Consider the following 23585-nt stretch of genomic DNA (forward strand, 5'->3'; position numbering starts at 1 on the left):
TAACGTACAAAATACTATGAATACAGCGCGCGCTCAAAAAAAAGCAACGAATGGATCGAAAGGAAATTCCTCTCGATCCAACATGTTTATTGCGCCAAAACCAAATAAAAAAAAGAACAAAAAAGCAACTGAAGATAAAAAAACTGAGTTATTCATAGTTCCAAAAACCGAAAGTAAAGTTGCTACAAGTAAGCCAAAAGACGCTAAAAATACCAAAGGAAAAGCTTCTTCAGGTGCAAAAATTCAAGAAAAAAAGGGAGCAACAAATCTTGCAGTGGTAAAACCAGCTATTAATGGAGCTGCTGTTGGAAAAAAAGGTAAAGAAACCAAAAAGGCTGGAGCTAAAGAAGCTGTAAAACCAAAAGGAGAAGCAGCTGCAAAGAAGGAATATAAAGTAATAAAAACACCTTCAAAGCCAGAAAACGACAAAGCTTTTCAAGATACATTGAAGCACGTTAAAGGAGTAAAAGCGGAGCAAGAAGTACATCCAAAATCTGAAACAAAAGCGCAAGAAGTAAAAGAAGCTGCAGTATTGCCAGTACAAGATCAGCAACATGTAAATGACAGATCAACACACTATGCAAGTATTGAAGCAACCTCCAAAGAGGCGGGCAAGAAAAAATTTACGGCGGCAAGCTTCAAAGAATCACTCAAAAAGGAATTAGATACCTTAGAATCTAACTTACCAACATCGGAAGCTGGCGCGGAAGATTTTAAGAAAAACAAACCGCTTGATAAAGTAAAAGGCAACGTAAATAGCAGTGTAACCGACGAAAAAGATAAAATTGCAGGTCCATTAGCAACCAATGCAAAAGAAAAAACGCCTCCAAAAAGTTCCGCACCAACCACAGATCCTAAAGCACTTCCTGTGGATGCAGTTGGAAAAGCTCCGAAACCAATCAACAAAAAGTCTGCAACGGTAAAACCAAAGCACAAAACGGAAATCTCCATGGAGAAAGAAAGTGATTCTTTGGATGATTTAATGGGCGAAAACAAAATTACCGATGATCAATTAGCAAATTCCAACGAACCTAAGTTTACAGAAGCCTTAGATTCTAAAACCAAAGCACAGGAAGAAGCCAAAAAAGCACCACAAACCTATCGAAAAAAGGAAAATGTGATGCTGGGCGATGCAAAAACCAACGCTGGAAATGTTGGTCAAGAAAAACTAGGTGGAATGTTTACATCCAGATCGGAAAACTTTACAAACGTTCTCAGTGCGCAAGGTACCAACGAAAGTGCGGATAAACTTGAACAGAAGCGAATCAGTAAGGAATTTACCAGAATCTACGATAAAACAAAAGCTGCTGTTGGTGCACGTTTGGATAAAATTTCTACGGATGTGGATGCATACTTTGATGAAGGTGGAGCCGTTGAAAAAGCTAAAAAATCTTTTGAATCGCGTGTAGAAAAGAAGTTAAGCGACATTTATGGCTGGACAACAATTGACGATAGTATTGCGAGTTTCTTTACAGGTAGTGATGTAAATGCTGGTGCGATTGAAGGTGTATTTCAAACGGAAAAAAAGAATTTTATTGACAAGCTCGATAAGATCTTTGATAAAATTGCAGCACTGATTGCCAAAGGTCTAAACGAATCAATGACATTGATTGATACGGGTAGAAAAGAAATGGACACTTTCTATGAAAATTTGAGCGATAAACAAAAAGACCTTGCTAAAGATTCCTTAGAAATTTTCAATGATAAATATACAGACTTAGAAGATACAGTTGCTTCCAAAGAGCAAGAATTGGCACAAGATTTAGCAAAACAATACAAAGAAAATGTAGATAGTTTACGCGCTACTTTTGACGAAATAAAAGAGCGTGTAAGTTCATCATGGTTAGAAGCAGCGTTCAATTTCTTAAAAGGAATTATAGAAACCATTCTAAAAATAAAAGACATGCTATTTACGCTCATTGCTGCGTTAATAGATGCCATTACAGCCATCATAACGGATCCAATTGGTTTCTTGAAAAACTTATTCATGGGAATCAAACTTGGATTTGAATACTTCTTCGCAAACATTAAAACACACTTAATCACTGGATTAATTGAGTGGTTAACAGGTTCGTTAGGCGGCGTTGGAATTACCATTCCGGATAATTTATTCAGTCTGAAAGGAATCTTCAACTTAGTCATGCAAATATTAGGTTTAACCTGGGATTATTTCAGAAGCAAAGCGGTAAAACTGTTGGGTGAGCCCGTCGTTGAGGGCATGGAAAAAGCCGTAGAAATATTTACCATTGTCAAAGAAAAAGGAGTCGAAGGACTTTGGGAACATGTAAAAGAGCAGTTTAATGACTTAAAAGAAGTGGTGATGGATGCTATTCGCGATATGGTCATCACCAAAGTCGTAGAAGCTGGTATCAAGTGGATTATGGGCTTAATGAGTCCAGCTGGCGCTTTTGTAAAAGCTGCCATGTTAATCATAGATGTCATTCGATTCTTCGTAGAACGCGCTGCACAAATATTTGAACTCGTTACTGCTTTCATTGACGGAATTAGAGCATTGGCTTCTGGCGGAATAGAAACGCTGGCAAAATCCATTGAAAAAGCCTTAGCCAAAACTTTACCAATACTCATTGGTTTCTTAGCGGCATTAGTTGGAATTACGGGCTTAACAGGAAAAGTTCAGAAAATTATCAAGCGTATTCGAAAGCGTATTGACAAAGCTATAAATAAGGTTATTAAGAAGGCTAGAAAAGCGTTTAAAGGCTTGCTGAAAAAAGGAAAAGCGAAGGTGAAAGGCGCTGTTGGTAAAGTATTACAGTGGTGGAAGCAAAAGAAAAAATTTAAAACTAAAGACGGTAAAAATCACACATTATATTTCAAAGGTACAGGAAAGAAGGCAAAACTAATGAGAGCAAGTAAAGATCCTAAAGAACTCACGGACTTTTTAGCTTCATTAAATATTGAGTCTAGTGATCCTCGAAAAGCAAAAGAAACAAAAGCAATTGCCTTAGGTAAAGAAATTAAATTAATAACTAGAACTGAAGGTGTTTCTGGAAAAGCAGAAAATACGGATCCAAAAAAAGAAAAAGATATTGTCAAAAAAATGACTGAATTAAGTGTGATACTAGTAGATTTAGTAGGATTGTCTGCTTCAGATACGCCAGCTTCCGCAGATTGGCAATTCACAAAATCAGGAGGCAAGAAAAGAGCACAAGTTGATGAGCTCAGTCATAAGACAGCAACTGGTGGCGGTGCCGCAGCGGGCGATACTCCAGAAATGACATTTGTAAAAGGACGTCCTTGGGTACGAATGCACTTAATTGCAAACTCTATTGGTGGAAAAGGAAAAATTGCAAATTGGGTTCCAGCACCAATTGCTATAAATTCTGGAGATGCTGTACTGCATAGTTTTGAAAAATCTTCTGAAGATTTAGTACGCTCTAAAGAAATTCCTAAATCAGCTGGAGTTAGAGCTAAGGCAGCACGTCCAGAACAACCAAATGTAATATGGGTAGATGTTAGGGTTGTTACTAATCATCCACCAAAACCAGAATATGATAACTTAGAAGAATTCCCTCAAAAAATATTATTTAAATATGGAGTATACTTACCTCCAAAACCTGGGGAAACAAAATGGCAAAAAGTAGCGAAAGCATTGTCAACACAATATGTTGAGGTTGATCCGCCACCAACAGATTCTAGTGCTATGATAATTAATTCAAAAGCGGTTGGTCGAACAGAAATGTTAAAATCAGGTAATAGTCATTTCAAAAATGCTGTATATGGAGCAAAATTGATGGTTTATATAAAAGCTGTTAAGCCATTCACTACATGGGAAGACTTAGATACTAAACTAAAAGCTAAAAATGCAAGAGCCAGAGGTACTGAACTTAATGATACATTAATTGAAACAATAATTACCGATTTAAAGGCTGATACAAATATAACTATCAAATAAAACAATGATTTATAAAAGCTACTTTGTATTTTTAGAAGCATTAAAAATTAGATAATGGAAGATTATATTGAAAAATTTGAAGCTTTAGAAAATACAATCAATGATACTATAATTGAGGAAGACATAGACCTTCTTTTAGGTGATGGAATTCATGTAGAGTATATTGAAAAATCAGAAGCCGAATTCAATATAAAGTTGCCTAAAGATATTAAAGATTATTATTACTACTTCAATCACCAGCGAATAATTTGGTCAAAAGAAACGATTATCGATGGACGAAACATGTTATTAAAAGGACAATTTGAAACCATAGATATTGAAGATATGCTATCTAAAAAAGCATATTTTAAAAATGAAAAAGGAGAAGAAGATCTTGATTATTTTTGGTCTGAAACCCTTGATACAGAAATTATTGATAGTCTCAAAGATTATTATCCCTTTGATAATTTAGGTTTAGGTTATTTTACGCTGATAAAACTAGAAAAAGAAACGTATTCATTTTATTTGTTTCAACCAAATGGTGAGATTACACACTTAGATCTAAGTTTACATCAATATCTTGACCATGTACTAAATAATCATGGATTACACTTATGGACACAATTCATAAAAGAAAACAAGAGTACGAATGATTTGCCATTTTACAATGAATTATTCATCAAACAGTTAGTATCTATTAATGAAAATATAGATTTATCAACGTACAAAAAGTCAGGCAAACCAATAACTTTTGAAACTAAAGATTATATTGATCAATTAGAGGAATTACAAGATGATTTGGTGAATAATGAATTCATTATGATTCCTAATTTTAGTAAAAATCCACCAGTTGGATTGCAAGCTTTACTAAAAGCGGAACAAGTTATAAGCTTTCCATTTCCTAAAGAATTAAAAGAATTTTACTTGGAAATGAATGGATTCGAATTTGCATATTTCTTTGACGATGACGATGAATATTTAGAAGGAAATTCTAGAATACTAAAACTAGAAGAATTGATGGGCGGATTGCATGGAGCAGAAAGAAGAACTTGGGGAGAAGAATCAGGAAAAGATTTAGTTTGGCAATCAAACTTACTTAAAGAAGATCCTGCTTGGGTTGAAAAAATGAAAAGCTATAAAGTAGTTGAATACATTACACCAACACTATTTACGTGTATACAGTTTGACAAAGAAAATAGCGATTACAATCTATATTTATGTCAGTATGACGATCCGATGAGATTTAAACTGCGATTCAGTGAATTCATTGAAACACTTATAAAAACCAAAGGAATGTTGCATTGGCAATATTATTATACATTCGAAGAAGATTTTCCTTCTCTAGAATCACTAAACAATATTAAAGAACAGCATTTGACAATTTTTGAAGAAGAATTAACTTTAAAAATTGCTTTGCGTAACGAATAAAAATAATCAAAAAATCACACAAAACTATTTTTATACAATAATAACAGTAAAGAAAATTGAATAACAAAAAAGGGGAAAAACACCCTTAAAAAACGGATTTCAACGGTTTCATAAAACAGGAACTCTTCTTTACTTTATATATTCAAATTAAATTGGAAAAAAAGTGATTACAAATAAAATCTAATTTCTGTAAAAGGTATGACAACTGAAATCATAGACTACATCAAAGAAGCCGTTAGATTCAGGCTTATCAATGCATCTGGAAGCGATGAAGTAATGGACTTTCCTATATTTGATTTTAGTGCTGACGATGCAGAATTCTCAAAATTTGTCACAGAAAATAACTTTCAAATCTTTGAAATCCTCATTCTGTTGCTATCCATGTTGCCATACATAGCGCCTGGCTTTTTGACAAGTATACTTTCAGAATATTTCCCTGATGGAAGCGAATTTCCAGAATTTGGCGGCGTCAAAGGAAAGCACTATCGCGGGATCATTCCAACAGGAGAAACTGCAATTTTTATTGTAGTAGGTGATAACTACAGAGCCAGAAATCACATTATTTCTATCTTCAATGAAAATCATCCATTCCATCAAAAATCTATATTATCACTAGGAAATGTACCTGTAAGCGAACCAAAAATTAGTGGAACGCTATTACTTGATATTGAATATATAGAACTCTTTGTATACGGTTCGGTTTCCAAACCAAAACTAAGTCAAGATTTTCCTGCTCAACTGCTAGAAACGGAAATGGTATGGGAAGATTTAGTATTACAAGATAAAACACTAGATGAAGTCAACAATGTACTTGTTTGGATGGATCACAATGATACCTTACTGAACGATTTTAACATGAAAGACAAAATCAAGCCAGGATACAAAGTGATGTTCTTTGGTGCACCAGGCGTTGGAAAAACCCTGACAGCAAGTTTGATGGGTAAACACACTGGAAAAGATGTCTACCGAATCGATTTATCGTTAGTAATCTCTAAATACATTGGAGAAACAGAAAAAAATCTATCGCATCTCTTCAACAAAGCTCGAAACAAAGATTGGATTCTTTTCTTCGATGAAGCCGATGCCATCTTTGGAAAACGTACAGGCGTTCGTGACGCACATGACAAATACGCCAATCAAGAAGTATCATTCTTACTACAACGAATAGAATTGCATGATGGTTTAGTCATTCTTGCATCAAACTATCGCAGTAACATTGACAAAGCATTCACACGAAGATTTCAATCTATTATAGAATTTGAAAGTCCAGGTATTCCAGAACGTCTCAAACTCTGGACAAAATACATTCCTGACGCATTTGTAGATGAAAGCCTAGATTTGGTAACCATTTCAGAAAAATACGAAGTTACAGGTGCAAACATTGTAAACATTGTACAATTTGCGTGTTTGCAAGTATTAGCAGCGGGCGACGATAAACTCACCAATGAAATCTTAATCACAGCCATTCAACGCGAATTCTTGAAAGAAGGAAGAATGGTGTAAAAATTGTGAGAAAATTCGGGTAACAAACCTTCAAATTAGGAACTTCTTTATAAATACTAAAAAAAATATATTTATGAAAAAGTCTAATACAGCATTCAACGCAAAACTATTATTACTATTCTTATGCAGTTCATTACTCATCATAGTTTCGTGTACACAAGATGAAATCTCAAAAGAAGAAAATCTACAAAAAAGAACGGAAGCGATAAAATATCCAATTAAATACCCTGAACCTTCACAATTTGTAGAATGTGTGGTAACACACGATAACAATACTGGCGTAGTATTAGATGCAACTGATGTAAATCAGACTGCAAATTCATTTTTTGCGCCAGCACCAATCTTAATAAAAGTAAAATTCAACTTCATCAGAAAAACTAACGGAACTGGTGGTGCGGCAACAGCAGACATGCAAACAATTCTTAACAATTTGAATTCTGTATTTAGTGTACACCTTTCAGGAATTGTAAGTACGCTTGTCGATGTAAAACGTATTCAATTTGTAAACGGCGGAGATGATACACTAAACTCAGATGATTTATTTGATATTGATAACCAAGCAGAGCACAATAGTTTATTAACAAACGCAAGCTTATATGAAGCCGATATGGTCAATATTTACTTGGTGAATTCCTTATATCTATCCAATGGAAATGCTGGTGGAGCCGCAGGAATCATGGACAATAGAGCTACAATAATTACGACGGACGATAGACATTTAGAAGCATCAACAGTTTCACATGAAGTTGGACACGTATTAGGATTATACCATACATTCAAAGATGATGCAGGAGTTGAATGTGCCGATTTTTCTAACGGATATACCACAGGAGATTTCGTTATTGATACGCCAGCAGATATTGATTTTCTTCCAACAACAAACATCAATAACTGTATATATACGATTGATCCAGCCTTTACAGGACCCTGTGGAGCCGTATACAATCCTAGTTTAAAAAACATAATGTCGTATTATGGAAGTTGCCGAGTTGGTTTCTCGGTGGTACAACATATGAAAATGAACTCAAATGCAGTTACGCTTGGCGTTACGTGTCAAGGTGGCGGCGGAAGTTCTTCTTCATTCTAAAAATACTCGAAAACCATAATTAAAAGCTTCAATTCGGATAGAATTGAAGCTTTTTTTATGTCATAAAACTTCTAGTTGAGTTCTTTTCAGAAGAATTAAAACAATCTTCAAAAAAATAATTAATCAAACATAAAATATCACATAAATAGGTGAGTTAAAAATCACATATCCGTGTGTTTTCTAGTGTAAACGGTTGCCATAGTTTTGGAGTGTACAAAATAATGATCATTAGCAAGGCGGAATCTGAAAAGCCTTAACAGAGTAAGAACCAAAACATTTAAAACATAAAAATTATGTCAACAATTACCACAGTAAAAAGTAATGAAGTATACGAAGGATTCGATGTACGTTCCATTAGAAAATGTACACCTAGTGTATTTGGGTTTAGAGTTTGTGCTGAATTAACAGCAAATGGAGATGGATCTGTATTAATAAGATTAACTGCTGAAACTCCTTTTGGAAACTTTTCAAAAGAATTTTCATTCAATACAGATATAGATTTTGAATTCAATCCAATTTCAAGAGTATCAATTAAAGTTTCCATTAGAAAATTTAAAGTAACAAAACAAATTATCAGTTTTGATTTAGGATTAGAAGGTTGTATTGATCTTCCTATAATTGGTGAAAAATGTGTGAGTAAAACATGGACTATAGAATTACCAATTCCAGGTACTGACGCAAAAAGTATTGAAGAATTATCTTCTGGAGATATGGCTTTGTTACTATTAGCGGCAAATGACAAAGCTTGTCAATGCAGTTAAAAATAAAATTTAATAAGGCGGTATCCGAAAAGCCTTCAAGAGAGTAGGAACAATTATAAAAATAAATACATCATGTCTACATTCAATTTAAATACATTATTTACAAACGAACAATTAGAAAACATAGAGCTCGCAGGATTAAATGTCGTTGTGGCTAAACCAGAAGGAGGAAACAATCCAAATGTCGCTTGGCAAGTATATAAACCTTTGCAAGCTAATACATTATCGTGGGAAGAAGAATACGGAATCTATGCTTCTACGAGTGAGGTTACTAATGGGGCAAGGTTAAGTCAATTGTCTAGTCAACCTGTTGGTGCATTACAAAATCAACTGTATACCCTAGAAACAAGCGGAGCAATATCTGGACCTATTGGCGGTGGCGCACCTAATGCGTATGCTTTAGAAAATAAATACGATAATAAACCCTACATGACAATTGGATTATTTCAAAATGCCAATGTAAACGGAACTGAAATTGCTGGAAATGCGATTTCGGCAGTACCAACCTTAATAGGGCATAAAGCTGTGATGACACCATTTACAACACTATATATATGGCTTGAAAGAAATGTAGTTAGCAATACCGTTGTAACGAATGTAACATCTCGAATGACAAGATTACGATTTGGAGGTGGCGTAAACACTATATCAGTAGCGTATGATTCTAAGTTAGGAATGTTTATTCCAACGGGTGATGAATCAAAAGCTTTGGATGTATCTAGAGTTACAAGTATAGATCCAAGTTTATAAGTCAATTTAGTTTTTTACAGGGTAATTATAGCATTGCCCTGTAATTTTAATAACAAAAAAAGGGGTAAATACGTACTATTATGGTAGTATTTTTTTAAATTCATAGTGTAATAACGACTAAATAATCAACTTATGAAAACCAACCAACCAATATCACCTATCTTAGACTTTGATGTTCGCATCGCTCGTAATAAAGGCGAAGAAGCCAGTAAAATATATGTATATCTAACTATTTGGACTCTTTTTTCCGATGTAAAAATTAAAGGTTTTGAAATAAAAGATTTGCTAAACCATAAAGCGAATAAACTATCACCAGGAATTTTGAATTTGAATGCTTTTGTAGTTGCAAAGAAAAATTCGATAGTATTAGAAAAACCAACGGTGACTTTTAAGTTTTTTGAATTAAATAAAGAAAATGATATAGATTTTGAATTTAATCTAAATAGTGATTTTATATTCTTACTAAACATACACGATCTATTAAGGCCTGAAGGCACAAAACGAAAAGTAATTACCTATGAAGATTCTGATATTATAGACGAAACGGTCCTGTAAATCATGTCCAACAAACCATCTACCATAAAAACCACATTTTATATACAACGTTTTTTTGCGCTTGGCGTGATGATTCTCTTTGCAATCTATTGTACGCAGTGCGAAAAAACAAATCAAGCTACAAAGCAGCACACTACAAGTCAAATTGATAGTTTACACAAACAAGCATTTGCCTTTATGCGAAAGCGGCAATGGGAAGATTCTTTTTCATTCGCAACAAAAGCAGATTCACTAGCAATCATAAACAAAAACCCAACTGCAAGCGCAAAAAGTCTCAGGATTCAAGCCTATTATTGGAATCATAAAAACAGACTAGACAGTGCTTTTTACGTATTGCAACAATCGGAACGCATTGAAAAAAGCACAAACAATTACAAAGGTATATTGGCGGTTTACAACACAAAAGCATTGTTGTACAAACGAAATGAACTCTATGATGAAGCGTTAGAAAGTTATATGAAAGCTTTATCAATTCAAGATAGTAGCATTACCAAAAAACAGCGTAGTACAACGCATGCAAACCTAGCAAATGTATACACTAAACTTGGAATTTATGACAAAGCAGTAGATCACTATCAACAGGCATTAGTACTCAACAAAGCCGATGCTACAAGTAGACAAACCATTCGGACGTATACAAACTTAGGAAATGTATACAGTTTGTCTTCTGACTATAAATTGGCAGAATTCTATTATATAAAAGCGTTACAACACTATCAAACTTTTGAAAACGATACTGAAATTGCAAAGTTGTATAATAATTTGGGCGCGTTATTTTATGAAAAAGGGGAGGATTTACTTTCGTTGGAATATTTTAAAAAAAGCATTCAACTCAAAGAACAATTGCAAGATTCTTCCGCATTGGTAGAAGGCTATTTGAATATTGCCGAATTGTATTCTGAAAAAAACAGAAATATGCCTATTGCATTTAAATACTTAGACAAAGCTTCGCAATTGGTAACAGGAGAAAAAAAGGCATCTAATTTGGCTAAAATTCATCTGTCAAAAGCTTCCATGTATCAAGCAAAGTATCAAATCGCGAAAGCAAAAAAGGAATTAGAAAAAGCTATTTTACTCTCAAAAAATCAAGGAAAACTCACTTTTGAGCGTTATTTGGTCAAAATACAGTCAGAAATCGCTTTTGCGGAAGGAAATCTAAAAGAAGCATATCAATACCGAATTGCGTATGAAAAATTGAACGATTCTGTATTCAATGAACAGAAACTTTGGGAAATTGCTGCCATACAAAAATCAAATCAAGCGCAAGCGAAAAAGGCAGAAATTACACTGTTGGAAAAAGACAGAATGCTGGCAGAAGAAGTGGCTTCGCGAAAGCAAGAAGAAAATAAAAAATTATATGGTTATCTAATTGCTATTGCCATAAGTATGTGTTTGTTGGGAATTATTGCAGTGTATTTTTATAAGTTGAAAAAAACGGCAAGTCAATTAGCTAAGCAACAGGAATTATTTCTCAACGAACGCATTCAGAACCTAGTTAACGATCAAGAAATAGACATTATAAATGCTACTTTATCAGCTAGAGAGAAGGAAAAAGAAGAAATTTCTAAGGAATTGCATAACAACATTGGAAGCTTGCTCACTTCCGTGAAATTTCACTTTCAGGCATTTGATCAAAACGTATTATTTGCGCATGAAGGCACAAAAAAAATATACGAAAAAACAATTCAAATCATAGACAACGCCACAGATGAAGTGCGCGCAATTTCACATCGATTTGACAAAGATCCGATCCCAGAATTTAATTTAGAGAATGCCATCATTACGTTTTCACAAAAAGTTGAAAATAAAAATTTAAAAGTACATACTACAATTCACGGTTTAGAAGAATTTCAGAATTCACAAACGAGTATTACGATCTTTCGAATTCTTCAAGAATTGGTTAATAATGTACTGAAACATGCCGAAGCCAGTGAACTGAGTATAAATATTACCCGCAATTCCGATGGCATAAATATCATTGTAGAAGACAATGGAAAAGGATTTAATGTTGGGAAAAAACAACACGGAATTGGTCTAAAAAATCTTAAAAAACAACTTATTAACATGGATGGTTCTTGTCATATAGATTCTAATGAAGCGCGCGGAACCATTGTAAATGTTGATATTCCAATACATTAACTTATGAAACTACTCATCTGTGACGATCATAATCTTATTTCTGAAGGCATTGAATTAATGCTTCAAAATAGTTCGGAAGTATTTGAAATACACATCGTAAACTCAGGAAAAGCAGCACTTCAATTTTTGCAAAAACAATTGGTTGCTGTATTAATTTTAGATATTTCCATGCCAGAAATGGACGGATTGGACGTGTTGGATGCGCTCAACGCAAATGAACTGTCTGTACATGTATTAATGCTCACGATGCACAATGAGATTGAATACATTAAAAAAGCAATGAGTAAAGGTGCAAAAGGTTATATTTTAAAAAACACAAGCAAAGAAATGCTCATTGACGCAATTCAGAAAGTTGCTAAAGGTGAAATTTATGTCGATTCAAGATTAACAAGCATCTTAATTGATGATTTAACAGAAACTCCAAAAGCCAAAAAAACATCAACTGTAAAGTTAACACCGCGCGAAATAGACATTCTAAAACTCATCGCACAAAATAAAACAACCAAAGAAATAGCGGAAATTCTCTTCATTACTGTAAATACCGTACAATCGCACAAGAAAAACCTATACAGCAAACTAAACATTCATTCCATTTCGGAGTTGGTTACCTATGCGTTTCAACATGGTTTTGTGGAGATTTGAAGTAAAGCTAGGGAACGTTTAATAAAAACCTCAAAATCATTATTTCCTCTAGAGATTTAGGCGAAAATCTTCAGGATTGATAGGTCTTAGTGTACCGCCTTCAAGTCTAGGACCACGTGGTCTTCTCCTAGAATCTGATTCCGTTGGTGTTTGACCTTCTAATTCCAATTGATCTCCACCTCCAACAGAAGGAGCATTTCTTTCAGGAACTCTCATTTCTGGTTCTGGTAAAGAAACATCTGGCGGATCAGGAACAAGTCGTTGTGTGTTGGAAGTATCAACATTTGATGGATTACTAATCATGACATAAATCATTCTACCATCAGGATGTAACCAAACTTCATACTGACTAGAAAAAAGTCTATTAAGAGCATCTCTCTCTTGCGTAACACCAGCATTTATAAACCCTTGCCTCAAAATAATTTCATCTCTAAAGCGTATACTTCGTCTTTGAGAAGTTCTATTCATATAACTCACGGCATAATTATGTGTACCTGCATTTGCTAGTTGCCAAAAACGACCTGCGAATTCCATTCCATAATGACCCGCCATTCTCAAAAAAACAATGCTACGTTGGTTAGAATTTAGTCCTTCCCATCTTTGATGCGCCCATTGAGGAACTCGCGACAATGGTTCTAATTCAAGAACATTTTGTGATACAGGTATATCTTCATCATCTTGTTTTTGTATAACATTTTCATTACCTCCTTTTTGTTGTATGACATGCGTAAGTTCATGCGCTAACAAACGTTTGCCTTTGGGAGACTTAGGCGCATATTCTCCACTATTAAAATAAATGTTATTCCCGTTTGTAAATGCCCTAGATTTAAGATCATTATTCATATTGATAGACGAATGATCTGTATGAACTTTTACACTATTAAAATTTGTTCCAAAAGCAGTACTCATCGTATTATTAGTATCTTGAGATAAAGAAGATCCTTTACCTTTCGAATTGGTAAGACGTTTAGTAAATGAAGACGAAACGGAACCATTTTGTTGAGAATTGGATTTCGTTTGAATATTAGTATTAGTAGTTACAGGAGTAATAGGAGTTGTGTTTGCTTTTTTTGATTGCATCACATTCGTAGCAGCATTATTGGCTTGTTGTTCATATATATCATTAGATTTTCCAACAATAAATTTTGCCTGAATAACCGGAGAAGATTTTGTGTTCTCTTTTTTTTGAATGAAAAGGTTTTCACTATCTTTTTTTTTCAAAAATGATTTTGAATTATGATTAGCTACGTTTTTTTGCTTAGTGATAGCTGTTGAAGAATACAATTGTATGATTTTATAAAGTTAAACAGTATGAAAGTAAGAATCTAAATATAAAATTGAAAGAGGCAAAACACCTTTTATTAAACGCTTATGCAAAATATGCAGTGCTCGCGAAATCATTCTAGGGTTTTTACTTTAAAAAAGATAATTTTAAAGAAAACGAATCAAAAATACCAACTTGCAAATCCAATAAATCTCCTTACATTTAAGTACTAACAAACCGTAACTACTTAAAACGGAAATCATACCAAATGTTAAAAGCGAAACACATACTTTGTTTACTATGCTTAGCATTCACACTTTCGCATGCGCAAAAACCATTTCAAGATTCACTCAAACGATCTTCTTCAGCATTTATAGAACGCATACAAACAGCTTCACCAGAAGAAATAACAACTTTTGAAAACACATTTTTCGCGATTCAAAACAAAGATGAACATTGGGTTGAAAGCGCACTAGAACTCGCGTATCATTTCTATAAAAAGGAAAAATTTCAACAGAGTTTAGTGTATACGAACGCAGCCATTGAAGTGAGTAATATTTTGAATGACAATACTTTATTGGCTAAATGCTACTTGCGAAAAGGAAATATCTACAAACAACAGGGAAAAAACGAAAATGCCTTAGAAGCGTATTATACGTTGTTAGAATTTGCTTTGAAAGCTGACAATGTAAACTATCAACTGTTGGCGCGAATGAATATTGCCGTGATTCACAGAATGATGCAACAGTACGAGAAAGCATTGCAAGCATGCACAGAAGCGTTACAAAGTATTCATGAAACGAAGTATTATGGTAAAAAAAATCATGTAAATCTATTGACGATTCTCAGCGAAACGCACTTAAATATGGAAAACTATGATGCAGCGTTGCATCATATTGAAACCGGATTAACCATGAGTGACACACTCAATTATACACTCGGAAAAGTTGATTTAGGCATCAAAAAAGGCATCATTCATTACAAAAAGGAAGCGTACAATTTGGCGCTTGAATACTTGTATAAAGCAGATGAATTACTCAAAAATGACACACTAACGAATGATTTTCACCAAAAAATATACGCAAACTACTTTATTTCGGCGTGTCTCTATCAACAAAAAAAATATCAAAAAACTGTCGATCGATTGCAGGAATCCATCACGATTCTAAAAAAAGATCCAAAACGAGATACGTACGTGCTAGACACCTATCTTTTATTATCCAAAAGCTATAACAAGCTTAAAAATACCGAACAGACATTACATTGGCATGATGAATATATAATACTAAACGAAGTCTTAGAAAAAGATAAAAACAAATTGCAAAACATCATCTATGAAAAAGAAACGCAATACTTTAAAGACGAAATTGCACGCTTAAAAAAGGAAAAAGAAAAAGGAAATACAATGATATGGTATGTGGTGATTTTTGCCGCAATTGTTAGTGTCATTGGGGTTTTAATTGTTTTCAGATCGATCAAAAAGCAACAATCAAGCAAAGAAACCTTACAAGAATTAACGTCTACAATCAATGTTTTAGCTACGCAAAATAAAAAACTCACCACCAAAAAAACGCCGCAGAAGTTATTTGACATAGAAGATGAAAAAGTACATTCGATTTTAAAAAAGATTGCCAAACTTGAAGCTTCTGAATATTACCTAAATTTAGAATGCAGTTTGAGCGCGATGGCAAAAAAACTCAAAACAAATAGAAGTTACCTTTCACAAATCATCAAAACACATAAAAAGAAAAGATTTAATGATTACATCAACGACCTACGAATTGATTACACATTAGACAGATTGAAAAATGACAAAAAATTTCGTCTATTTTCCGTCACTTCCATCGCAAAAGAAGTTGGTTACAAAAGCGATTATTCATTGGTGAAACATTTTAAAGAGCGAACTGGTGTAAAACCATCCAACTACATAAAAAATCTCCTAGATTCCAATTCGTAACATTTCATGCAATTTTCCTTTATTTAGTACCTCATTTTGTTCAAAATGGTATGCTGTATTTTTCGTAAAACGCTTGTATTTACTACCTTGATGTATGCTTATTGCTTTTTGAATAAGTGTCAAAATAGTATAAATTTTAAAATCATTCTCATTATGAAATCAAAAACAAACAGAAAAATCGAATTAAAAAAACAAACAATTGCTAGTGTAAAAACGATACGAATCACAAAAATCCTTGGAGGTCAATGCATCATAGGTGATGATACAGACCCGATTCACATTGATAGACCGACAGAAGCAGAAATTTGTAATAATTAAAAATATTTTACTGATTTATAAGATGATAAGCATCCTTGTTTTGTTCAAAATGAGGATGCTTTGTTTTTTTTCGCCTGTATGAACGTATAACTTTCGGACAAATTAATGCATTAATAAAAGGCGAAACCGAAAACCTTTTAATAGAGTAGGTATCATTCATAAAACGATTATTATGAAAAAAGCAAGATTAAAAAATACCAAATTGAAGAAAGAAACAATTAGCAATTTTGAAATTAATAGTGTAAAAGGAGGAATTTCATACCAGCCAGGTTGTGACCTTAATACAACACCACCTCGTATCTGTTTTTCATTTGGAAACTGTCGTAATTAATTGCATAGTTTTTATAACATTTTTAAAACGAGCTTGGGTGTTGCCCAAGCTTTTTTATTTTAATAGCATTTAACTCTAGAAATGTACGTTGATACAAAATATTCAACGCTTACGAAATCATTCTTGGATTCTTGTATTAAAAAAAAACCTTCATTTTCAATAAAAAATGAGCTTTTCTCATTTTTATAAGGCTAAATTCATCTATTTTCTCACATTCTCGGTTTATTTTACGGTTTTTCATTACTTTTTCGATGCTTTTGGTTACTTTTAAATCTTAACATTAATACCACACCAAAAATTATGAAGAAAAAGCTACTACCAATACTTTTATTGGTATTCTGCCTTCACCTTACGGGTCAAACAAATGAAGAAAGACAGAAACTTAAAAGTGCAAACAACAATAGTGAATTAGTAAAAATAATAGAAAAATACAAAAGTAAATACTCCAAAGAGGATCTTCTGGCTATAGCCAAAAAAAATAACTGGGAATATACAATTGAAAAAGATGGCAGTTATTCTGAATTGGTTGGAATAACAAAAGATAATCAACCGATTTACTACCAAACCTACAACGAAAGTGCCGGAATTACTTCAAGAGCCAACACACTATACACAGGTGGAAGTTTAGGACTTAATATAAATGGTGAAAACATGATTTCAGGAATTTGGGATGCTGGGCAAGCATTACCAACTCATGAACTTTTTTCTGGAAGAATGACCGTAATGGACGGTGCTACCACTTCACACTATCATGCAACACATGTTGCAGGGACAGTAATTGGTACAGATCAAGTTCAAGGTGGAGTTGCCAGAGGAATGGCATACATGGCAAGCGGGCATTCTTATGATTGGTTTAATGATCTTAGTGAAGTAGCCAATGCCGCTAATAATGGACTCTTACTCTCCAATCATTCGTATGGTACGAATCCAGCTTTTGTATCACTCTATGAATGGGGGAAATATGATACAGATGCGCAAGGATTTGATGATATTATGTTTAATGCGCCTTACTATCAATTTGTATGCGCTGCAGGAAATACAAGAGATGACGGAATCAACACTGGTAAAAATGGATATGACCTTTTAAGTGGGCATGCAGTATCTAAAAACGGAATCACTGTTGCTGCAGTTCAAGAAGTACTTAATTACACAGGTCCTTCAGATGTGATTATGTCTGGATTTAGTAGTTGGGGAGCAACAGATGACGGAAGAATAAAACCCGATATATCAGCAAAGGGAGTCGGTACTTACTCAGCTTTTGATAATAGTAACACAAGTTACAATAGCATTTCAGGAACCTCAATGGCTTCACCTTCTGTGAATGGTACATTATTACTTTTTCAACAATATTACAATCAACTCAACAGCCAATACATGAAATCAGCGAGTCTGCGAGGACTTATGATTCATACAGCGGATGAAGCGGGAACAAGTGTAGGACCTGATTATCGATTTGGTTGGGGATTAATCAATGCAGAAGCCGCAGCAACCGTAATTACGAATAAAGATACTTTCTCTATTATAGATGAAAATACACTCCAACAAAATGATACCTATTCAATAAACTATTCAGCACTTGGAAATGAACCTATAATAGTGACGCTTAGTTGGACAGACGCGGCAGGGACAATACCTTCCAATACTATTGATGATAGCACGCCAATATTGGTGAATGATTTAGATGTTAGAGTTTTTAAAGATGGAATAGAAATTTTCCCTTGGAAACTTGATGTTTCAAATCCTGATTCTCCAGCAACAATGGGAGATAATATAGTAGATAATGTTGAAAAAATACAGATCAATAATCCTTCTGGAAACTATCAAATTGTAGTCTCTCACAAAGGAAATTTAGAAAATGGATTGCAAGATTATTCATTAATAATATCTGGTATTACAACAAACGATTTTTGGTTTGAAACTCAAAACCAAGATGATTTTGAGGTGTGTAACACTAACGATTCTGCACAAATAGACTTTAACTTTTTTAGAGCTCCATCATTTACTGAGGATGTTGTACTTTCAGTTGTAGGAGCTCCTGCTACATTAGGGACTTCGTTTTTACCTGGAACAATTACAAACGAAAATGCATTTAGTCTTTCGCTATCAGGGATTTCATCACTTACTGCGGGAGCCTATAATTTTACAATAAGAGGCCAATCAACAAGTTTTACATATGAGCTACCTGTCACATTACATGTGTATGATAGCTTAAATGAGAATGTCAATTTGATCTTTCCTGCTAATAATGCAAACTCAATAGAAGTTCCAATACTATTTAATTGGCAAGCTATCACGAATGCGAATTCGTATCAAATTCAAATAGCTACAGATGTCAATTTTACAAGCATTATAGAAGATGCAACTATTTCAGGAAATGAATACACAGCACAAAATGTTACAGAAGGGAATGAATATTTTTGGAGAGTAAAACCAATAAATACTTGCGGAGATGGAAATTTTTCTAGTCCGTATAGTTTTACATCTGCATGTAATAGTTCTGCAGAACTGATACTTCAATCTGCTACTTCATCAAGTCTCAACTTAGAAATTATAAATTCAAGTGCAGGAGTTTGGGAAATAGAATATGTACTTCAAGGTGGTACTCCTACTGGTATAGGTACTACATTTAACTCTTCAACGCCTAATTTTATAAACCTAAACACAAATACTTGTTATGATTTTTACATAAGAAGCGGATGTAGTATAGGGCTAAGTAATTGGACAGGTCCTTATGAGTTTTGTACTCAGCCAGATTACTGTGCTGGAGATCATTTTTATGATTCAGGTGGTGCTACAGGAAATTATCAAAACAATGAAAATTGGACAGAAACTATTTTTCCAGAAAACGTAGGAGATAGGGTAATAGCGATCTTTCAAAGTTTTCAATTAGAAAATTGTTGTGACTTTTTATCGATCTATAATGGTCCTGATGAGAGTTACCCATTATTGTTTTCAGGAAATGGATCTAATTCGCCCGGAACTATAGTATCAACAGATATAAGTGGAGCTTTAACTTTTTCCTTTGCATCAGATTCTAGTGTTACAGGCTCTGGTTGGGACGCCACGATCATTTGCGAAAATCAGCCTGCATGTCCAAATACGCCTACTGATTTACAATTACAATCTGCCACACAATCTTCACTCACAGTTGGTTGGATAGAAACTGGAACATCAACAAGCTGGGAAATAGAAATAGTTGCAGCTGGAAATCCGCCAACGGGAACAGGAACTGTAACTACTGATAATCCTTATACCTTTACAGGATTAACCTCAAATACTGCGTATGATGTGTATGTACGAGCTATTTGTACCAATGGAAACTCTGGATGGTTATTTTCAGGACCATTTTCTACAACATGTGCATCTACCATTGCTCCATTTTTGGAAGTTTTCTCTGATTTTACAACTCCAAATTGTTGGATAGAATCTGGTAGCGAGAGTTGGATGTTTAACACCAATGCAGCGTATGCAGCGGCATTAGCTGGTGATCACACGCCAGGAGGAGGAACAAATTATGCTTGGATTGATGGTTCATCTCCTAATGGAGCGAATCAAATAAGTAGATTAACAACAATTCCTATCGATATCACAAACTTAACTGTGCCATCGTTAGAATTTTCTGTGTTTAGCTATAACTCATCAGGTATTTCTTATAATACACTTATCGTAGAAGTAAATGATGGAACACAATGGATGGAACTCTTAAACTTACAAGGAGCAACTAATAACAATACTTGGCAAACATTTATATATGATTTAAGTACACTTTCGTTACCTAACGAAATACAAATACGATATACGATCATAGAAAATAGCCCGGCTAGTCCGTTTAATAACGATATTCTGATTGATGATATTTCTGTTGACGAATTGCCTGCATGTGCAAATACGCCTGCGGACATACAATTACAATCAGCCACATCATCGACACTTACAGTAGATTGGACAGAAACTGGAGCATCAACAAGTTGGGAATTGGAAATAGTTCCAGCTGGAAATCCGCCAACGGGAACTGGAGTTGTAACTACAAACAACCCTTATACCTTTACAGGATTAACCTCAGATACAGCCTATGATGTGTATGTCCGTGCAATTTGTGTCGATGGAAATTCCGATTGGTTATTTTCAGGACCATTTTCTACAACATGTGCATCTAGCATTGCTCCATTTTTAGAGACTTTTTCTAGCAGTACAACTCCGAGTTGTTGGGTAGAATCTGGTAGTGAAAACTGGAATTTTAACACCAATGCAGCGTATGCAGCGGCACTTGCTGGTGATCATACTTCTGGAGGCGGAACAAATTATGCTTGGATTGATGGTTCATCTCCTAATGGAGCGAGTCAAATAAGTACACTAACTACGATTCCTATCGATATTACAAACTTAACAGCGCCATCGTTAGAATTTTCTGTGTTTAGTTATAACTCATCAGGTAATTTTTACAATACACTTTCCGTAGAAATAAATGATGGAACACAATGGATAGAACTCTTAAACTTACAAGGAGCAACCAATAACAATACTTGGCAAACATTTATATATGATTTAAGTACACTTTCGTTACCCAACGAAATACAAATACGATATACGATTACAGAGAACAGTCCTAATGAACCGTATAATAACGATATTCTGATTGATGATATCTCAGTTAACGAATTGCCTGCATGTCCAAATACGCCTGTGGACTTACTATTACAGTCTGCCACAGCATCGGCACTTACAGTTGGTTGGACAGAGACAGGGACATCAACAAGTTGGGAAATAGAAATAGTTGCAGCTGGAAATCCGCCAACGGGAACAGGAATTGTAACTACTGATAATCCGTATACATTTACAGGATTAACCTCAAATACAACTTATAATGTATATGTACGTGCAATTTGTATCGATGGAAATTCAGATTATAATATTAATACTTTTGTAACTCAAATAGATTACTGTGCTGGAGATCATTTTTATGATTCAGGTGGTCTTAATGGAAACTATCAAAACAATGAAAACTGGACAGAAACTATTTTTCCTGAAAACGCTGGCGATAGAGTAAAAGCAGTCTTTCTAAGTTTTCAATTAGAAAATTGTTGTGACTACCTTTCTATCTATAATGGTCCAGATGCGAGTTATCCATTATTATTTACAGGAAATGGCACGAATTCGCCCGGAACCGTTGAATCTACAGATCCTAGTGGAGCTTTAACCTTTGTGTTTACATCAGATTCAAGTGTTACGGGCGCTGGATGGGATGCAGAAATTTTTTGCGAAACCTTAGGGATAGAAGAGGAAACTTTAAATAGAAATATAACATACTATCCAAATCCTGTTGAAACAGAATTATATATATCATCTAGAAAAAGAATAAAAGAGGTGTATATATATGATTATATAGGAAAATTAATAGCGGTTCACAAGGTTAACGATTTTTCAAGTACTATAGAATTTCTTAACTATCGAAGTTCTGTCTATATAATGAAATTAAGTTTTGAAGATGGTACCTATCAAGATAACATAAAAATTATTAAAAAATAAAAAACACATAATACATCCTAAAAGCCTCAATTTCTTTTGAAATTGAGGCTTTTTCTAAACATAATAACATATTTGAAAATGGAGAATATAAATAATGAGAATGATTCAGCTAACCTAAATACAACTGCTTCTCAAGAGATGAAATTAAACTCAGACGTAAAGAATATAGCTAGTGAGTTGGCTGGTGCAATTGCTAAACAAATGTCTGAAGATGCATTAAAGGATGATGCTTCTGATATTGGAATGGTAGTTGGCGGAGTAATCACTGGTGGAATAGCTTCAGCAGTGGTCAATGTGCTGCTTGATATATTCTTTCCACCAAGTGGAAAAAGTATGGTGGATGCTATAGGAAAAGAAGTTGCTAAAATAGTTGATGATGCATTGTCAAAAAAATTTATTGAAGACATGAACTCAGCTACAAGTTCAGTCCAAACTTCTCTTAAAACTGAATATGCTGAGGCTAGAAAAACCGATAATGCTTCACTTTTATTAGACCGCCAAAATATGTATAATTTGCTTAATAAGTACGATACAAGTTTTATATCAGGAGATTTATCATTGATGGGTGAATTAACGAGCCAAAGTTCTAAGTATCAGGAATCAGGGTTTCCCGTATTTTTGTGGGCAGCAAGTATTCGGTTGTTAATTTATCAGGAAATGGCTAATGTAGATCCAACCAATTCATCCAAAGGTTTTAACCCATTAAAGTCTTCTTATGGTATTCCAAAAACAGGTACTGTTGCTCAAAACGCAAGCGATTATGCCACTATAGTTGAATCTGTTTGGCCTAAAATATTGAAAAAAAGAAAATCATTCATCAAGAAGGTTGAAACAAACGATATGTCTGTAGGTACAACAATGTACTATGTGGACGAATTCATAAGCAAAACTAAGAAGCACGGCCGTCTCGTTTTAGAATCTCGATTTGCTCATAGAGATAAAGGCGGAGGTTTTCTTGGTTACATGAAAGGACACGGTCCAGAGAATGCTAAAAAAATACGGGTAGCATATGAAGATAAAGTATGTGCAGATTTGACAAAAAGTATGAACGATCCTCTTAAAATTGCAAGTGATTGGAGAAAACTTATTGATAATCCACTCAATATGAAAGTAGGAACTTAAATTTAGGGAATAACCCTTATAAAGGATATTATTTAAATGTTGGTCAAAATGGCAAGACCTCATGACAGATAGAAAATTTGCAAGTGGCACTTATTGGAAAAAATAATCAAAAAATAAAAATACAAATATTCAGAAAGCCTCAATTTCATATGAAGTTGAGGCTTTTTCTTTTCAAAATATAACGCTTATACAAAATATTTAACGCTTACGAAATCATTCTAGGATTCTTGCATTAAAAAAGATAGCTTTAAGAAATAAAACTTCATTTTTCGTGAGTTTTCCTGTGTCACATCGAGCGCAGTCGAGATGC

15 protein-coding genes are annotated in these 23585 nt (G+C 34.1%); 14 read left to right on the forward strand and 1 reads right to left on the reverse strand.

All coding sequences use genetic code 11. The features are described 5' to 3' along the window. Nucleotides 1–16 precede the first annotated feature (16 nt). The 9 genes from H2O64_RS22135 to H2O64_RS22175 all read left to right on the forward strand — a co-directional run bounded on the left by H2O64_RS22135 (nt 17) and on the right by H2O64_RS22175 (nt 12757). A complete protein-coding gene (locus tag H2O64_RS22135; protein ID WP_187564424.1) occupies nt 17–3913 on the forward strand; it encodes a hypothetical protein in 3897 nt (1298 codons plus the stop codon). A gap of 54 nt (nt 3914–3967) precedes the next feature. Further along, complete coding sequence (locus H2O64_RS22140; protein ID WP_187564425.1) at nt 3968–5320, forward strand: SMI1/KNR4 family protein; 1353 nt, start codon at nt 3968–3970, stop codon at nt 5318–5320. Between the two features lie 198 nt (nt 5321–5518). Further along, nucleotides 5519–6823 carry an ATP-binding protein gene (locus H2O64_RS22145; RefSeq protein ID WP_187564426.1) on the forward strand — a complete coding sequence of 435 codons (1305 nt, stop codon included), beginning with the start codon at nt 5519–5521 and terminating at the stop codon, nt 6821–6823. 73 nt (nt 6824–6896) lie between these two features. Further along, nucleotides 6897–7910, forward strand: a complete 1014-nt coding sequence (locus tag H2O64_RS22150) for a zinc-dependent metalloprotease family protein (protein ID WP_187564427.1) — start codon at nt 6897–6899, stop codon at nt 7908–7910. 293 nt (nt 7911–8203) lie between these two features. Further along, nucleotides 8204–8671 carry a hypothetical protein gene (locus H2O64_RS22155; RefSeq protein WP_187564428.1) on the forward strand — a complete coding sequence of 156 codons (468 nt, stop codon included), beginning with the start codon at nt 8204–8206 and terminating at the stop codon, nt 8669–8671. A 72-nt stretch (nt 8672–8743) separates the two neighbouring features. Next, nucleotides 8744–9421, forward strand: coding sequence for a hypothetical protein (locus tag H2O64_RS22160; protein WP_187564429.1), 678 nt, complete (start codon nt 8744–8746; stop codon nt 9419–9421). 132 nt (nt 9422–9553) lie between these two features. Then, the gene (locus tag H2O64_RS22165) at nt 9554–9976 is read left to right on the forward strand and encodes a hypothetical protein (protein WP_187564430.1); all 423 of its coding nucleotides are present in this window, start codon (nt 9554–9556) and stop codon (nt 9974–9976) included. Nucleotides 9977–9979: 3 nt separating this feature from the next. Next, nucleotides 9980–12115 (forward strand): ATP-binding protein, encoded by a 2136-nt coding sequence (locus tag H2O64_RS22170; protein WP_187564431.1) that lies wholly within the window; start codon nt 9980–9982, stop codon nt 12113–12115. 3 nt (nt 12116–12118) lie between these two features. After that, the gene (locus H2O64_RS22175; RefSeq protein ID WP_187564432.1) at nt 12119–12757 is read left to right on the forward strand and encodes a response regulator; all 639 of its coding nucleotides are present in this window, start codon (nt 12119–12121) and stop codon (nt 12755–12757) included. A gap of 48 nt (nt 12758–12805) precedes the next feature. On the opposite strand, the gene H2O64_RS22180 is transcribed toward H2O64_RS22175, so the two are convergent. Beyond that, the gene (locus H2O64_RS22180; RefSeq protein WP_215907207.1) at nt 12806–13978 is read right to left on the reverse strand and encodes an eCIS core domain-containing protein; all 1173 of its coding nucleotides are present in this window, start codon (nt 13976–13978) and stop codon (nt 12806–12808) included. Nucleotides 13979–14289: 311 nt separating this feature from the next. Here H2O64_RS22180 and H2O64_RS22185 point away from each other — a divergent pair, with 311 nt between their 5' ends. The 5 genes from H2O64_RS22185 to H2O64_RS22205 all read left to right on the forward strand — a co-directional run bounded on the left by H2O64_RS22185 (nt 14290) and on the right by H2O64_RS22205 (nt 23275). After that, nucleotides 14290–15978, forward strand: coding sequence for a helix-turn-helix domain-containing protein (locus tag H2O64_RS22185; RefSeq protein WP_187564433.1), 1689 nt, complete (start codon nt 14290–14292; stop codon nt 15976–15978). A 153-nt stretch (nt 15979–16131) separates the two neighbouring features. Then, nucleotides 16132–16296 (forward strand): hypothetical protein, encoded by a 165-nt coding sequence (locus tag H2O64_RS22190; RefSeq protein ID WP_187564434.1) that lies wholly within the window; start codon nt 16132–16134, stop codon nt 16294–16296. A 172-nt stretch (nt 16297–16468) separates the two neighbouring features. Beyond that, nucleotides 16469–16627, forward strand: coding sequence for a hypothetical protein (locus tag H2O64_RS22195; protein ID WP_187564435.1), 159 nt, complete (start codon nt 16469–16471; stop codon nt 16625–16627). A gap of 300 nt (nt 16628–16927) precedes the next feature. Then, a complete protein-coding gene (locus tag H2O64_RS22200; RefSeq protein WP_187564436.1) occupies nt 16928–22153 on the forward strand; it encodes a fibronectin type III domain-containing protein in 5226 nt (1741 codons plus the stop codon). Nucleotides 22154–22231: 78 nt separating this feature from the next. Then, nucleotides 22232–23275, forward strand: a complete 1044-nt coding sequence (locus tag H2O64_RS22205; protein ID WP_187564437.1) for a hypothetical protein — start codon at nt 22232–22234, stop codon at nt 23273–23275. Nucleotides 23276–23585: the final 310 nt, after the last annotated feature.

The sequence above is a fragment of the Kordia aestuariivivens genome (assembly GCF_014397005.1).
Classification (GTDB): domain Bacteria; phylum Bacteroidota; class Bacteroidia; order Flavobacteriales; family Flavobacteriaceae; genus Kordia; species Kordia aestuariivivens.

Bases quoted from the DNA above. Each gene is read 5' to 3' on its own strand.
- H2O64_RS22135 (WP_187564424.1), top strand. From the start codon at position 17: ATGAATACAGCGCGCGCTCAAAAAAAAGCAACGAATGGATCGAAAGGA.
- H2O64_RS22140 (WP_187564425.1), top strand. From the start codon at position 3,968: ATGGAAGATTATATTGAAAAATTTGAAGCTTTAGAAAATACAATCAAT.
- H2O64_RS22145 (WP_187564426.1), top strand. From the start codon at position 5,519: ATGACAACTGAAATCATAGACTACATCAAAGAAGCCGTTAGATTCAGG.
- H2O64_RS22150 (WP_187564427.1), top strand. From the start codon at position 6,897: ATGAAAAAGTCTAATACAGCATTCAACGCAAAACTATTATTACTATTC.
- H2O64_RS22155 (WP_187564428.1), top strand. From the start codon at position 8,204: ATGTCAACAATTACCACAGTAAAAAGTAATGAAGTATACGAAGGATTC.
- H2O64_RS22160 (WP_187564429.1), top strand. From the start codon at position 8,744: ATGTCTACATTCAATTTAAATACATTATTTACAAACGAACAATTAGAA.
- H2O64_RS22165 (WP_187564430.1), top strand. From the start codon at position 9,554: ATGAAAACCAACCAACCAATATCACCTATCTTAGACTTTGATGTTCGC.
- H2O64_RS22170 (WP_187564431.1), top strand. From the start codon at position 9,980: ATGTCCAACAAACCATCTACCATAAAAACCACATTTTATATACAACGT.
- H2O64_RS22175 (WP_187564432.1), top strand. From the start codon at position 12,119: ATGAAACTACTCATCTGTGACGATCATAATCTTATTTCTGAAGGCATT.
- H2O64_RS22185 (WP_187564433.1), top strand. From the start codon at position 14,290: ATGTTAAAAGCGAAACACATACTTTGTTTACTATGCTTAGCATTCACA.
- H2O64_RS22190 (WP_187564434.1), top strand. From the start codon at position 16,132: ATGAAATCAAAAACAAACAGAAAAATCGAATTAAAAAAACAAACAATT.
- H2O64_RS22195 (WP_187564435.1), top strand. From the start codon at position 16,469: ATGAAAAAAGCAAGATTAAAAAATACCAAATTGAAGAAAGAAACAATT.
- H2O64_RS22200 (WP_187564436.1), top strand. From the start codon at position 16,928: ATGAAGAAAAAGCTACTACCAATACTTTTATTGGTATTCTGCCTTCAC.
- H2O64_RS22205 (WP_187564437.1), top strand. From the start codon at position 22,232: ATGGAGAATATAAATAATGAGAATGATTCAGCTAACCTAAATACAACT.